This window comes from Staphylococcus sp. HMSC077D08 (assembly GCF_001837945.1).
GTDB lineage: Bacteria > Bacillota > Bacilli > Staphylococcales > Staphylococcaceae > Staphylococcus > Staphylococcus epidermidis.
This window is the reverse complement of sequence record NZ_KV834759.1, coordinates 1-15,352: the sequence shown is the minus strand read 5'-3', so window position 1 is coordinate 15,352 and position 15,352 is coordinate 1. Positions and strand designations below refer to the sequence as shown.

The 15,352-nt window shown below is 30.2% G+C and carries 13 protein-coding genes; 6 read left to right on the top strand and 7 right to left on the bottom strand.

What is annotated here, in order from left to right:
- Nucleotides 1-48: 48 nt before the first annotated feature.
- Nucleotides 49-2,214 (bottom strand): bifunctional glycosyltransferase/CDP-glycerol:glycerophosphate glycerophosphotransferase, encoded by a 2,166-nt coding sequence (locus HMPREF2663_RS12210; RefSeq protein WP_002447216.1) that lies wholly within the window; start codon nucleotides 2,212-2,214, stop codon nucleotides 49-51.
- 280 nt (nucleotides 2,215-2,494) lie between these two features.
- Entirely contained in the window at nucleotides 2,495-3,025 is a 531-nt protein-coding gene (locus tag HMPREF2663_RS04195) for a GNAT family N-acetyltransferase (protein WP_002447215.1), read from the bottom strand.
- A gap of 242 nt (nucleotides 3,026-3,267) precedes the next feature.
- Between HMPREF2663_RS04195 and HMPREF2663_RS04190 the strand changes: the two genes are divergently transcribed.
- Nucleotides 3,268-4,260, top strand: a complete 993-nt coding sequence (locus tag HMPREF2663_RS04190) for an NADPH:quinone oxidoreductase family protein (protein WP_002447214.1) — start codon at nucleotides 3,268-3,270, stop codon at nucleotides 4,258-4,260.
- A gap of 70 nt (nucleotides 4,261-4,330) precedes the next feature.
- On the opposite strand, the gene HMPREF2663_RS04185 is transcribed toward HMPREF2663_RS04190, so the two are convergent.
- The 4 genes from HMPREF2663_RS04185 to HMPREF2663_RS04170 all read right to left on the bottom strand — a co-directional run bounded on the left by HMPREF2663_RS04185 (nucleotide 4,331) and on the right by HMPREF2663_RS04170 (nucleotide 7,283).
- Nucleotides 4,331-4,732, bottom strand: a complete 402-nt coding sequence (locus HMPREF2663_RS04185) for a GNAT family N-acetyltransferase (protein WP_002447213.1) — start codon at nucleotides 4,730-4,732, stop codon at nucleotides 4,331-4,333.
- Between the two features lie 68 nt (nucleotides 4,733-4,800).
- On the bottom strand, nucleotides 4,801-5,217 hold the full coding sequence (locus tag HMPREF2663_RS04180; RefSeq protein ID WP_002457296.1) for a DUF2871 domain-containing protein: 417 nt from the start codon (nucleotides 5,215-5,217) through the stop codon (nucleotides 4,801-4,803).
- A gap of 222 nt (nucleotides 5,218-5,439) precedes the next feature.
- A complete protein-coding gene (locus tag HMPREF2663_RS04175; protein ID WP_070845858.1) occupies nucleotides 5,440-6,027 on the bottom strand; it encodes a YcnI family protein in 588 nt (195 codons plus the stop codon).
- Between the two features lie 11 nt (nucleotides 6,028-6,038).
- Nucleotides 6,039-7,283, bottom strand: a complete 1,245-nt coding sequence (locus HMPREF2663_RS04170; protein ID WP_237616688.1) for a copper resistance CopC/CopD family protein — start codon at nucleotides 7,281-7,283, stop codon at nucleotides 6,039-6,041.
- A gap of 612 nt (nucleotides 7,284-7,895) precedes the next feature.
- Between HMPREF2663_RS04170 and HMPREF2663_RS04165 the strand changes: the two genes are divergently transcribed.
- Complete coding sequence (locus HMPREF2663_RS04165; RefSeq protein ID WP_002438349.1) at nucleotides 7,896-8,843, top strand: magnesium transporter CorA family protein; 948 nt, start codon at nucleotides 7,896-7,898, stop codon at nucleotides 8,841-8,843.
- Nucleotides 8,844-8,932: 89 nt separating this feature from the next.
- Here the strand turns inward: HMPREF2663_RS04165 and HMPREF2663_RS04160 are convergent, their stop codons facing one another.
- Nucleotides 8,933-10,378 carry a sucrose-specific PTS transporter subunit IIBC gene (locus HMPREF2663_RS04160; protein WP_002490587.1) on the bottom strand — a complete coding sequence of 482 codons (1,446 nt, stop codon included), beginning with the start codon at nucleotides 10,376-10,378 and terminating at the stop codon, nucleotides 8,933-8,935.
- A 153-nt stretch (nucleotides 10,379-10,531) separates the two neighbouring features.
- Here HMPREF2663_RS04160 and HMPREF2663_RS04155 point away from each other — a divergent pair, with 153 nt between their 5' ends.
- From HMPREF2663_RS04155 to HMPREF2663_RS04140, 4 genes are all read left to right on the top strand, one after another.
- Complete coding sequence (locus HMPREF2663_RS04155; protein WP_002476322.1) at nucleotides 10,532-10,909, top strand: YbgA family protein; 378 nt, start codon at nucleotides 10,532-10,534, stop codon at nucleotides 10,907-10,909.
- 1,186 nt (nucleotides 10,910-12,095) lie between these two features.
- Nucleotides 12,096-14,201 carry an AraC family transcriptional regulator Rsp gene (gene rsp, locus HMPREF2663_RS04150; protein WP_070845856.1) on the top strand — a complete coding sequence of 702 codons (2,106 nt, stop codon included), beginning with the start codon at nucleotides 12,096-12,098 and terminating at the stop codon, nucleotides 14,199-14,201.
- 72 nt (nucleotides 14,202-14,273) lie between these two features.
- Nucleotides 14,274-14,696 (top strand): pyridoxamine 5'-phosphate oxidase family protein, encoded by a 423-nt coding sequence (locus tag HMPREF2663_RS04145; RefSeq protein ID WP_002476326.1) that lies wholly within the window; start codon nucleotides 14,274-14,276, stop codon nucleotides 14,694-14,696.
- Nucleotides 14,697-14,886: 190 nt separating this feature from the next.
- Nucleotides 14,887-15,237, top strand: coding sequence for a DUF4889 domain-containing protein (locus tag HMPREF2663_RS04140; protein WP_002475312.1), 351 nt, complete (start codon nucleotides 14,887-14,889; stop codon nucleotides 15,235-15,237).
- The last annotated feature ends 115 nt before the right edge of the window (nucleotides 15,238-15,352 follow it).

Here is a 15,352-nt window from a genome sequence, read left to right as displayed (position 1 = left end):
TGCTCATTAATATTATACCCTATAATTATTAATTAAGTATGAAATTTATCATTGTTCCTTGATATCCTTATGAATTAAATCTCCAATATATTGAGACGCCTTACCATTATCTACAGAGCAAAATCTATCATAAAATGCATCTATTTTTTCTTGGTATTGCTGTTGCACTTTATCTAAATTTTTTAGTTCTTTAGCTAGGCCATATGGTTCTGTATAAATTGGTCCTGGTAAATCTTTCATATAATTCATATAGAATCCTCGTAATCCTTTATCATATTTGTCTATATCATATGCAAAGAAAAATTGAGGGCGTTTTAAAATACCATAATCAAACATTACTGATGAATAGTCTGTAATTAAACAATCACTTATTAAGAATAATTCAGAGACGTCATTATAGTTTGAAACATCAATTGCAAAATTTTCATAACCGGATAAATCAAGTGCGTTAGAAATGAGATAATGCATGCGTAATAAAATCACATAATCATCTCCGAGTTCTTTATAAAGGTTGTCTAAATCAATTTTTAATTCAAACAAATATTTTCCTTTGCTCACAAATTCATCGTCTCTCCAGGTCGGAGCATACATAATAACCTTTTTATCACTAGGTAAATTTAAGTGAGTTCTAATTTCATTTAGATACTCTTGATCATTGGCTCTATTCACTAATACATCATTTCTAGGATAACCTATCTCTAATATTCTCTCTTCATCCATCCAAAAAGCACTTCTAAATATTTCAGTTGAATATCTATTTGGCGAAATTAAATAATCCCAACGTGATGTTTCACGATTAAAATTACGCTTATACTTCGGAGTCGTAGTGCCCGGCATACGAACCACTTTCATATCATTCGCTAACCGTTTTAATGGTGTACCGTGCCAAGTTTGAATGTACGTTTGATTTTCTTTTTTATTTAAATAAAGTGGTGTACGGGCATTTGATACCCAATGACTTGCTTCCGAGTAAGCTTGATAATACTCTGCTGAATTACGCTTAACCTTTTCAGCACTACCCGGTACGACATTTTTATCAGGATTCTTAAATGACCATATATAGCGATAATTAGGATAATACTTTTGCATATATTCATAAATATACTTTGGACTATCACTGTAATTCTTACCACCGAACGATTCAAAGACAATCGTTTTCGGTTTAACATTATCTTCTTTATCTGTTAAGTCATACAATGAACGTTCTTTATTTTTTCTTCTTAAAACAATATTTTTAACATGTCGCAATGTTTTTCTAAATTGATTAACTTTAAAAGCTTTATCAGTTTCATTATTCATTAACAAAATTGTTTCAATTTTATTTATTAGCTTTTGATTTTTAACTAAATGGACATGTAAAAATTTCGATAATTCAACAAGCGTATCCTTATGTGTTTGATAGCGTTCATTAATATCATATCGAGTTGGTTCAAATTCATTAGCGATTTTATTTCCCATTTTAGTGACAATAAATTCTCGAACTTTTGGGTTTGTTGCTCGTTTAATGGCATCATAAAAGCTGTTGACGTAATCTTTAAATAAAATATCAAAATTTTGTTCACTTAAAGTAAGTGTTTCAAATGGATCATAGACTTCCCCACGAAAATAAAATGGGAAGTTAAAAATACGAACAAACTTATTTACATACTTCATATATTCAAGAACAAATGACCAATCCACATATGTATTTAAATTTTCATTAAATCGAATATGGTGCGCTTTGACAATAGCTGTTCTAAAAATAATATTACAAGCTGACTGTTTTCTTAAAAATGAATTAATATTCCCTTTGGCATTAAAATATTCAACCCTTACTCGATCTAAATCAACAAATTGCGGACGTTGTGTAGTAAAAGAATGTATTGGAGCAATTAAACCATCAGTATCATTAAACTTTTCTAAGTAAAACGTGATTGCATAAGAAGCTAATTCATCATCTGCATCTAAAAACATAAAGTAAGGTGTTTCCACTTCTTCTAATGCAATATTACGCGCATGTGCATGACCACTATTTTCATCTAAATCGATAAATCGAATGTTTTTATCATAGTCTTTAATAGCTTCATCCATTAATTTTTTACTTTGGTCTGTCGACCCATCATTCACAATAATCAAATTAAAATCTTGTGTACGTTGTTGCTTAATACTCTCTAAGCAACCTGTGATGTATTCCTCCGCATTATAATACGTGACAATAATTGTCAGTTTATTCATACTATACGTCCTTTCTCTCTATATTAAATCGACAACATCTTATAAAATTTAGGTTGTATGTTTAAATGTCACTATAATAACTATCATTACCTATTAAAAATATAAACCTAATCTGTATATATTGATTGCATTTTTAATTTCGATGACTTCACTTTGAATACAATTACATAGATATTGTACTAAAATTCAACGCTACAATTATATCTAATATTAATGCTAAATGCGAACAATATTAAACATAACCCTAGCTCATTTATATTTTGTGATTGAACTATAAACTTTATTTATAGTTTGTAGGAACATCCAATTCCATAATCAAATCATTATCTACTACACTTCCGGTATAAAACTGATGCGACCCTGTAACTCTAAATCCCCTATTTTTATAAAAACTAAGCGCTTTAGGATTATGCTCCCAAACACCAAGCCATATTTTCGATTTCCCAAATTTGATAGCTTGATCAATAGCTAAATTGATAAATAATTGTCCTCTACCACTCCCTTGAAATGCTTCATCAAAGTAAATGCGTTGTATTTCCAAATATGCTTGTCCTTTATTTTCAGTCTGAGCATCATTAATGTTCAATTTCAAGAAACCTACTATATTTTGATCAACTTCATAAAAATAATGAAAAGAATTACTTTGTTCCAATTCTTTTCTCAACATATCTATATCATATGCATCATTGAAAAATTTCTTGAAGTCCTCATCACTATAAGATTCTCTAAACGTTGTAAAAAATGTTCTTTTAGCAATTAGTTGTAGTTGCTCTACCTCAGTTATTTGAACACTTCTTATCCTTTCCCCCATTTAAATCCCCCTCTTTAAAATCTTAAAAAATTAATTTTGTGAATTAGATGTGTACATTGACATTTTTGCTATTAATAAGTTTTAAATTTTCAAATTAAATTATACAATGAATGATGTAAAGTTTGTTATAAAAGAATTTTCCTTATATTAAAAATAAAAACAAGGTAATATCAAGGGAACCATGAAAGAATATCTTTAAAATTTAATATTGATTCAATTCATCATTAGAGGAGTGTAGAAATATGGTAGAAAAATTCAAAGCTTTTGTAGTTGATCAAGATGATAACGGTATTGTTTCAAATAGTTATAAAGAACTAACTAAAGATGACTTACCTGACGGTGACGTTTTAATAAAAGTACATTATTCTGGCATAAATTATAAAGACGCACTAGCCACTCAGGATCATAACAAAATAGTAAAACAATATCCGATGGTGCCCGGTATAGATTTAGCAGGTACCATTGAAGAAACAAATGCTCCAGGCTTTGAAGTTGGAGATAAAGTCATCGTAACAAGTTATGATTTAGGTGTAAGTCATTATGGAGGGTTCAGTGAATATGCACGTGTTAAATCAGAATGGGTGATTGAATTACCTGAAGATTTAACATTGGAAGAAGCTATGATTTATGGTACTGCTGGCTATACAGCAGGTTTAGCTATAGAACAACTTGAAAAATCAGGTATGTCTATTGAAGGTAAAGAAGTGCTTGTACGAGGTGCCACTGGAGGTGTCGGTACGATTTCATTACTCATGTTAAATAACTTAGGGTATGATGTTATTGCAAGTACAGGTAGAGATGACGCTGAAGAAAAACTTAAAAAGCTTGGTGCTAAAGAAGTAATTGGCCGTTTACCAGAAGATAATAGTAAACCATTAGAAAAGAGAACATGGCAAGCAGCCATTGATCCAGTTGGTGGTGAAAACTTACCGTACATCGTCAAACGATTGGATAACAATGGAAGTGTTGCATTAATTGGCATGACTGGTGGTAACAATTTTGAAACAACCGTCTTTCCTTTCATTTTAAGAGGAACAAGTATAATTGGTATTGATTCAGTATTTACTCCAATTAAACTAAGAAAACGTGTTTGGAGAAGACTTGCAAAAGACTTAAAACCACAACAATTACATGACATCAAACATGTTATTTCATTCGATGAAATCCCAAAAGCTATCGATCAAGTCATCAATCATCATAATACTGGACGTATTGTCATTGATTTCAATGTTTAAATAACTAAAAAACGTCATAAGATGCAAAAGCAAATGCATTTTATGACGTTTTCACTTTAATATTTAACATTTAATATTTGATATACATACCTTTTGAATAAGGCTCAGTGCTTTTAAATCCAAACTTCTCGTATAATTGATCTGCCGGATAATCTGCTATCAAGCTCACATATGTACCTTCTTCAGCAACACTCTCAATATACTTCATTATTTCATGCATAATTGTCATTCCATGACCCAACCCTTGATATGTATCTTTCACAGCAATATCGACGATTTGGAAAACTGTGCCACCGTCTCCAATCACTCGCCCCATTCCAATCAACATATCATTCTCATAAAGGGTCACATTAAAACATGCATGAGGAAGCCCCTTTATTGCCGCTTCAATCGATTTACTACTCATTCCAGCATTAACTCTTAAATTACAGTAATCCTCGGGACTGGGTGCTTCAAAGTGAATCTTAGTCATTATCTATCACCTATCTGGTTATTTAAAATCTAAATCCACTCTACCAAATATTTTTTAGTATTTCGACTTTATTTTTTAGGTTCTGTAAGAATAGCCTGTCTTAATAAGAAAAACAGTAACAGTAAACCAGCAAGCATACCTGTATGACCTATGCCTGCAAATCCCGCAAACATTTCAGGTGAAAATTTTTTACCAATAACTTGGAATGTACCTTTAACTGTCATCATTGAAATCGTGATTAACACACCTAAATGATACACGAAAAAGAACCAATTAAATAAGTAGTAACTACTTAATTTAAATACTTTTTCAAGTGGTAATAAGAGTAAAAACATAAACATGCCTAAGATAAGTGTATGTGTATGCACTAAAGACAATTGCGTGTCACCCACAAAGTCATGCGCTTTAGTTAATTCTCTGTAGTAAAAGCCACTTAATAAGCCTATGATCATATAAAATAAAAAAGAGTATAATAATCTACGCATAAAGAACCCTCCTTAAGATTATATTATAAAACATATTTGTGTTAGTTAAAGTGACAAAATAGCGACCATAGAATAAACGCAATCAAGTGAGAAAGATATTTGAATTAAATAACTCACATCCTAATCAATCTTGATAAATGATGAATGCAATTTTTAAAATATAGATCTAAGTGGATTGCTTTAAATTAGAAAATTGTATATATATTTCTAACCCGTTAATGATTACTTTTTAGAACGCGCTTGTTTAAAAAGTGCAATCAACGAAATCACAATTGCCACGATAGCAACTAACCATAAAGCGATAGAATCACCTTGACTTGAGTCAGAATGCGTGTCATTTGGATTTGCTCCTTTTTTTACAGTTGTAGTTGGTGCTGGGTGTTCGCTATCTTCTTTACCAGTCCATTTAACTACATCTCCATTATCATAAGTTTGAATAGCATTCCATTTGAACTTTCCTTCTTCTTTAGGATTTGCCACTACAATAGGGAACTCAATAAATTCGTGTGGACCAATACCTTTACCAGTAGCTGTCCAAGTAACTTTGATAATATTTCCCTTTTTATCTTTCGAAAAATGATGTTCAAAACCTTGGACAGGTTTAACACTCTCAACGTTTAATCCCTTCGGCACATCTAATTCTACTTTCACAGTATGATCATTTTGCTCAACTGGTACGCGTACATCGTACTTATCATACGACTCAGGTTCGCTTTCGTTTGGATTCAGTGTGACATGTGCATCTGCAAACTTAAAAAATCCTAAACCAAAAAACACTATTAAAGTCAGTGGTAGTAACTTGCGTAACATCGTTTTCCTCCTTAACTAGGTATATTCATTTGACTCATCATAATACCTGCAAAAATTAAAATAATACCGATTAACAACTCAAATATAAGCGCATAACGATTGACCTGTTGGCGCTGTTTCAAAGCTCGCATCGTCTGATACAAACCTAGCAGCATCATTGTCATTGTTCCCACAATTTTTATAATAAGATATATGGACCACGCTTTGATGTTATTCCAAAGTGTTAAAATATTCGTTTCATCAATAGCCATTAAAATCCCTGTAAAAACGAGCATAATCACAGCAATGATATTAACTTTTAAAAGCATGCGTCTTACATTCGTCAACTGATCAGTTTTCACTTTAATAGCATAACAAATGAGATATACGAGTGAACCTAACCATAACGTTAGTCCTATAAGATGAATTGTTCTTATGATGATTGACCATAATGGCACTTGCTGTGACCACACGTGTCCAGACATACTTATCACAGCAATCATAATTATTGAAATGAGCCAGTACCATATTTTTTCCATATCCTTTAATACGAAAAGTATAAACAAAATGATTAGTGAAATAGAGCTTAATATATATGGAAATTGCATTATCACTTCTAATTTAAATGATAAAATATCTTCTAATATATCAGATGTGAGTGTCATCATGTAAACAACGAGACTCACGAGTACTGACATAGCCATAATCCATGCAATTTCTGATTGCTTTGGTAACACATTAAATTGTCTTAATCCTCGTTTCTTAGCAATACCATTTAACCAAAACAAGCCAATAAGTAGAAAGGTTGCACCTTCTGTAACATATCTTAATAATCCAAACCAAAATTGAGACTGTTCATAAAAAGGAGAAGATGTATCTACATCTTTAGCCGTCACTTTTCCTACTGAAAATTCATACGTATCACCAACTTCATGTCCGTCTGCAGATATTGCATGCCACTCAACTTTATTCGTTCCTTTAACAATTTGATCAGATGAAAATACGACTGTCTGTGACCATCCAGTTGTGATTGGTTTAAGGTCTTTAATCTTTTTACCTTTATCATCAAATAAGGTCACACTTGAGTATTTGGTATTCACAGGTTCATTAAACTCTAACTTGATTACTTCTGGTTTGTGTTTAATAATCCCTTGCTGTTGTGGTGTTGATTTTTCTAAAGTCGCATGTGCAGAAACTTGATATTGAAAAATAGGCGATAAAGTTATTAAAAACATAATAACTAACGTAGCACTAAATTTAGACATTATTTTTAACACCGAACCCTCCTCCTTTCATACAAAAATTTTGCTCCGTTTTTCATATTAGACATAATCACTTGTTTTAACAATAACTATTCTAATTTTTTCGAATTAGACACAAATATAAAAATAGAAATTTTAACTAGTAAACTAAATACAAGTATAGATAAATCATAAAGTTAATAAATCAATTAAGAATGTAGCAAAATGGCAATTTGTAATATAAAATAAAGTTTACTCATTTTAGAATCACCTTACTAAGTGATCAACAAAAATTCGAAGATTGAATAAGTTGTATAAAGTTTATTATAATTAACCATACTATTAAATCTTAAGCAATCTGCATATGCCTTAAAGATAAATTATATATTTAATGATTAATGTACAATCTAAAGTTATTAGTAGCTAGATTGATAATATAGCAAAATTCATCTGCTTTTCTTATAACTAACTATACAATATGAATGTGATTCAACTTTATATATCATATTTAGGCCAAGAGAGTATGATATTTAAAAATTATGTCCGAAGTTTAAGAAGTTTGATGCCACAAATTTAAAAGTTTAAAATTTATTTAACTAACTTTAGTATCATCCTTATTCTAGTGGACTTTGAAAGGAACTATTAATTATGATTACAGCTTATAAACACGCACTTCATCATCCTTCACAAATTATTGAAACTGAAATCAATCATAGCGCTTCATGGATAAATGTAGTAGAACCAGATAGAGAAGAAATTGAAGGTTTGATGGAATTTTACAATATACCTGAGGATTTTATTCGAGATCCGTTAGATTCTGAAGAGAGCGCACGTATTGAATATGACGAAGATACGGGATACTCGCTAATTATTATTGACTTACCTATCGTCAATTCTACCAATCGACGTGTCTTGTCCTTTGTGACCATCCCATTAGGCATTATTATTGGAAATGGTATCGTTATGACTGTTTGCGATGCTGAAAATGAATTTTTAGAAAACTTTGCTAAACAAGAAGATATTAACTTAAAATTTCACAGTCGATTTGCACTTGAAATACTAACAACAATAGCTAATCACTACAATAGAAATTTAAGATTGCTGAATAAATCTAGGATTCGTATTGAAAGAGAACTCAAAAATAACATTACAAATAAACAGCTTTTTAAACTAATGGAAGTAGAAAAAAGTTTAGTATACTTCTTAGCTGCACTAAAAGGTAACGACACAATTATTAAAAAACTCTTTCGCCTTCCTGCAATCAAACGTTTTGAAGAGGATGAAGAGCTACTTGAAGACTTGGTGATAGAAAACAACCAAGCTATTGAAACAACTGAATTACATCAACGAATACTTGAGAGTATCACTTCTTCGTATGCTTCATTATTATCAAATGATATGAATAACATCATGAAAACATTAACGTTGTTTACGGTTCTTTTGACCCTTCCTACACTCGTCTTTAGTTTCTTTGGTATGAATGTACCCTTACCAATTGATGATCATAGTTACGTGTCTTGGATTATTGTTGTAGGAATTTCACTTATTCTAGTAGCTATCGTTAGTATCTTTTTATGGAAAAAACAAAAGTTATAACAACAAATACCCTTAGTTATAGATTGGTACTCAATCTAACTAAGGGTATTATTATATATTTAAAATTGTGTCAAAATTTTAAGTCCCTACTATGATTCAACAGCTGTCTTATTTGCTTTTCTACGAGAAAGTACTAAAGTGACGACAACTGAAACAAGAAATGCAATTATCATTCCTATTAAGTAATGCAACCAACCAGCGTGTGTAGGATTTATAGATATAAATCCTGGTAATCCAGCTGTACCAAGCGCTATCGCTTTTACTTTGAAGAATGAAATATAAGCAGCACCTATACCTGATCCTGCAACAGCACCTATAAATGGATATCTCAATTTAAGATTGACACCAAACATTGCTGGTTCTGTAATTCCTAGTAAAGCTGAAATACCCGCTGCGGAAGCAACACCTTTTAATTTTTTATTTTGCTTAATGATAAAGAATGCAGCTAAAGCTGCGCCACCTTGTGCAATATTTGACATAGTTGCGATTGGGAAGATAAATGAGCCACCTGTTTTAGTCGCATCAGCAATTAATGTCGTTTCAACTGCAATAAAGCTATGGTGCATTCCTGTAATGACGATTGGCGCATATAATAAACCAAATATAAGTCCACCGATAGCGCCACCAAATTCATATAACCAAGTCAATCCATCAGATAACCAATAACCTAATTGACGAGTGACAGGTCCTACAAATAAAAATGTTATAAATGCTGTAATAAAAATTGATAATAATGGTGTCAATAAATTATCTAACACAGTTGGAATAACCTTACGTAACCATTTTTCAATTGTAGCTAAAATATATGTTGCTACGAGCATAGGTAATACTTGTCCCTGATAACCAACTTCATTAATATGTAGCCCAAAGACATCCCAATGTGGAATAACTTTTCCTGCTTCTAAAGCTTTTGGAAAATCATATGCACTCATCAATCCAGGGTGAACGAGTATCATACCTAGCGCTGCACCTAAATAAGGATTGCCACCAAATCGCTTAGCTGCGCTAAAACCAATAAGTATTGGTAATAACGTAAAAGGTGCATTTGCGAATATATTAATCATATCAGCCAAGCCAGAAAATTGACTATGCACATCTATGATAGATTTACCATCATAGAACAAATCTTTAGCTGTGAAAATATTATTTAATCCCATTAACAAACCACCAGCTACAATAGCCGGAATAATAGGAACAAAGATATCAGATAACATTTTCACAAATTTTTGGAAAGGATTCATATGCTTAGATGATTTATCTTTAACTTCTGAAGTCGTAGATGCTTCTTTTCCAGTTATTTTTTCTAATTCATTAAATACTTTATTTACTGTCCCTGAACCTATAATAATTTGGTATTGACCACCTGTAGAGAATGTTCCTTTGACGACGTCCATATTAGACAAGGTATCTTCATCTACTTTACTCTCATCGTTCAGTACTAAACGTAATCGAGTTGCACAATGTGCCATTGCATCTAAATTTTCTTCACCGCCAATTGCTTTAAGTATTTCTTCAGCAGATTTTTTATAACTCATATTCATCCTCCTTTTAGAACCGGTTCCAATCACTTAATTATATTGTAACCGGTTCCAATCATTTACACAATACCCCTATTCATTTTTCTTGAAAAATATTAAACTAGCTTTAATATCTGCAGTTAAATCAATATCGTTATGGAGGGTCTTTAGTTGAAAGAACGCGGAAAAATAGAAAAATTGTGGCGTGAGGAAAAATATCGTGTGTTATTTCATGATCAAAATTCATATCATTCGATAAGAACGTTACTAAAATCACCTACCACATTGGATGAAGTGGAAGAACATATTGCGCAAGCTTTAACCATTACACCGACCAAAGGCTCAGTCATCAATGCTTTCGAACATATGTGGGGGTACTTCAAAAAACAATGTACACAATATGAAAAACAACATAGTCGAGAATTAAAGGAGTTGTATATTGAAAATCAAATTGACTATTTTGAACTGTTGTCTTTTTTAAAAAATTTAGCAGATAAATATGCTGTCGAGTACTTACAACAAAGTACTATACTCAATATTACAAAATGAAGTAACAAAATCATTTAACAATTATATTACGTCATACTGGCACGAATAAGTAAAAACACATCTTTATTTATATGTCATATTTGGTTTGAACATAAAAAAACTGCCGGCACAGTGGTTTAAAACTTTGCAGGCAGTTTAAAATCTGTACATATCGTTTATACAGAAAATCTTGCGAAAATGTACGCCTATAGATGATGACATCTATATGAGAATTCTACTTATCAAATCACTCACATTTATAGTTTATAAGACAATGGAGTTTATAAGTATGTTTGAGACTATGTCCTTAAACTATTTGTTGAAAAGAATTAAAAGCGATATGAATACTTAATAAAATCTAAAACTTTTCGGCGAACACCATGACAATGCTTAAAATTTAAATTAAATGTTACTTTGGGGGAGAGTCATTTTAATTCAAAATTCTAATTGTTGCTACTTCAATAATGAACATAAACTTATGGTACATTTAAAACGTGCATAGATGTTGATTCTTGATGTTGAAATAAAATGTTTAACTTTCATCAAAACTACCCATATACTAATGTTTATTCATCTTAATTTAAAAAATTAATAATCAAGAAATAGAATTTTAATGGAGTTGTTTTCAGATCATGGTGCTTGTGTTTTCTAGTTGTTAAATTCATTGATGTAATTGGAAAAGTTTTAAAAGATTACATAAGCATGAAACATTTTTACTCAATTAGTAATAAGTGCTAAATAATGACACATCTAACATGTTGAGTCTTGTTATGGTCGATATCCCTTTTATTGTTCTTTCGATTAACGTTGAAATGAGCAGCGTACATTTAATTACAGTGACTTCGTTTTATAATTCATTCGAACTTCCCCTAAACCTCTAAATTACTCTTTTAGATTTTTAAAAGGAAACGAAATCTAACATTAATTATGTAGTAAAAATCTCTTTTTGACTCTATCTAAATTTTCCAAAATAATGACCCTATATTCCTAAATCAACTTTTATATTGTGCGAAACTTATAATTTCTAACAATTTTCTATATTTAGCCAAGAAAAATTTTATTTTTTACTATTACTATTTCTTTATCAATCGCTTATAATTACATTTATTATTCTATCAAAACAACTAAATAATTGAGCGAAATAGATATACACGGTCACATTTAAATTTAGTTATTCAATTCATTCAAGGAGCTAATGTAATATACAATGACATGTTTTTTAAATATATATAAAGAATATCATTCTCCCCCTGAACGCAATATTAATAGAATTATTCTAATGTTTTCACTTACAAATGACTTAAAAATCACAATAAATGGTGAAACAAAAGATTTAGGTAATCATATAGCTATCATTAATCAATCTGACATCTATTTTATTAATAGTGCTTCGAATCTCGTATTACTTTCTATTCCAGTTATTTATTTTTATAGTAAAGACAATAAATTTTTTAAATGTTATTTTGACAGGCATTTATTACAATCAAGCAGTTTTGTTAAAACAATTATTTTACAAGCTATTCAACATTTAATAAAAGGAGAAAATCAAGATGAGCAATCCATCTCTAAAATAATACAGACGCTTCTAAAAGAAGCAGTCATTCGATATAAGAAAAAATATATTCCTCAAATTGCAGTTAATCATTCAGTGTTTACTGAAGGATTAACATTTATTCATTCAAAAGTATCACAGTCACTCTCACTACGAGAAGTAGCTCAACATTGTAATATATCTGAATCTTATTGTTCTAACCTATTTGCAAGATATCTTAATATGAATTTTAAAGATTATTTTACAAGCTTAAAAGTGATTGACTCTATAAAAAGGCTACTTTCAACTGAGGACTCGATTAACGCTATTTCAGAACAATCTGGATTTAGTAGTCATACCAATTTTACAAATCAATTTAAAAATTATTTAGGTTGTAGCCCAAAACAATACCGAACGCTTAACTCTAAGTTAGACCCCTTACCTTCGATAAGTTTTAGTGATACTGACTTTTCACAATATATTGAATTAATTAATCAATTTGAGTTTAGTGATCATTTGGCTACTGAAACAACTGAAAGAGATATCAATGAATTTTATCCTCAAGATCAGACTAAAAACTCTAAAGCGTTTATACGTTTTCAAAATTTCAACGAATTATTTCAATTTGTTTTTAATGAATATTACAACATTGATCTTACCTCCATGCCACAAGCTGTAATTTTTATCAATGATATTACTGATATTTCGACGCGAGAGGTGAACTTTAATTTATTAAATCGATGCTTTGAAAAATTATTCGAAAAAAATATAGGTTTAGCCATGAGATTAACATCTACAAATGAATTTGAATCTATCAAAGAAATAATTTTATTATTTCTTAATAGCCACCAAGATTATAAAATGAACAAAAAAATGGTTAAATTTATGTTAGTCTTTGATACTGAGAGTTTGTCAGTGAACGATATACATTTATGCCATTTAAAAATTAAAAATAAAAATAAGGCTATTCGTTATAGTATAACTGTTGAAGGATTACTACACCAAAATTCTTCTATTGATCGAACTTATGATATGATGAAGCGATTGAATTTCGATTACTATTTTATAGACATTGAAAATCTAGAAACTAAAAACTCATTAATTACCAAACGTAAATCGTACTTACATTCGTCCACACACTTTGAAAATTATAAACAATTTATATTAGATTCTGGTATACCTTCAACTAAATTTGTTTACAATAATTTATCTTTAAAGTGTTTTAAATATACAAACAATGGTACTTATCCACTTCAATTATCTGACCTTGTTTGTCATTTAGTCGCATTAATGCGTTACGGGGGTGGTGTAAGTTATCAACTGATAGAAGATGAGAGCCCTTTTATTGCCTTATTTAATCGTTATGGTAGTCCTCTACCTCTCATGCACCTCTATAAATTAATTGAATCATTTTTAAATGAACCTTTAGAGATAGCCAACAATTTTTTAATGAGTCGCAAAGATGGTAACTATCACTTTTTATTATTTAATAAAATAAATGATCGTTATCTATCTGATAGTCAACAGCGCTACGTATTTAAAAATACATTATCAACCAACTCATTAATTATTATTAAAACGTTAAATCATGAGCATGGCGCAATTCAAAATCTTCTACCAGAAACTAAACAACAATTTTATATTGAACGTAGTATTCTTGATGAACTTGATAAATCAAATCAACCAAAAACAGAATTAGCTATACAACATGACCATCATCTTCCTTTCCAAGTCACCTTAAAACACGATGAAGTCAAATATATTTGTTTTAAACCTTCTTAAAAATCATCATAAGGTTGTATCGTTTAAATTATGTGTGATAAGGATATACACAATAATAAGGAGATGATAATTTTGAATAAACAACAAGTGACAAGAGCAATAGAAAAGGTATTAAGTTCTTCAAAAATTGGTGTCCTATCAACTGCACATCATAATAAACCTAATAGCAGATATATGGTCTTTTACAATGATGACTTAAACTTATATACAAAAACGAATATCAATTCACTAAAAGTCGAAGAAATAGAAAATAATCCTGATGCTCACATTTTATTAGGCTATAACGAAACAACAAATAATAGCTTTGTTGAAATAGATGCCACTATAGAAGTTGTCAAAGATCAAAAAGTTATTGATTGGTTATGGGAAACTCAAGACAAAACATTTTTCAATTCAAAAGAAGATTCAGAATTATGTGTACTCAAAGTTATACCGCGTTCAATTAAATTAATGAATGATGATGAACTAGATACGCCAGCTACAATTGAATTATAAAGTCATATCAAAATTTACCGTATTGTAATCATTTTAGATTATGATGCGGTTATTTATTGTCCATTTTTTGTCAATCATATCATCAAGCTCCATTTTATAAACTTTATTTTCTTTATACTACAATATATAATTGCAAAATGAATTAAAATTATGTATAAATGAATTAATATAGATAAAGGAGTTTTCAATAATGAAAAATAAAAAAGGATTAGGTATAGGCCTTATCGCAGTTATGGTTATTGTATGTATTGTACTAGTAATCATGATGTTCGTGGGTGGTAAGAAAGATTCATACTACGGTATTATGAAAGATAGCACGACTATCGATAAAATGATTAATACGAAAAATGAAAAGATTGAAAAAAACGTAGAATTACCAAAAGATGCTAATGTGTCAGTTAATAAAGAAGATTTTGTCATGCTTTTTAAAGATGAAAAGACTGGAAAAATTACTAAAGTTAAGAAAGTTGATCACGATGACGTACCTCATGGTTTAATGTCAAAAATCCATGATATGGGTAATATGAAACACGGAATGTAGAAGTATTAAAACTTGCATTTAAATTAGAACAATTTAGCACAAAGATGATTTTAAACTAAAAAGTCATTTTTGTGCTTTTTAAATTTACATTTTTTAAAAATGCATAAGAGCCACT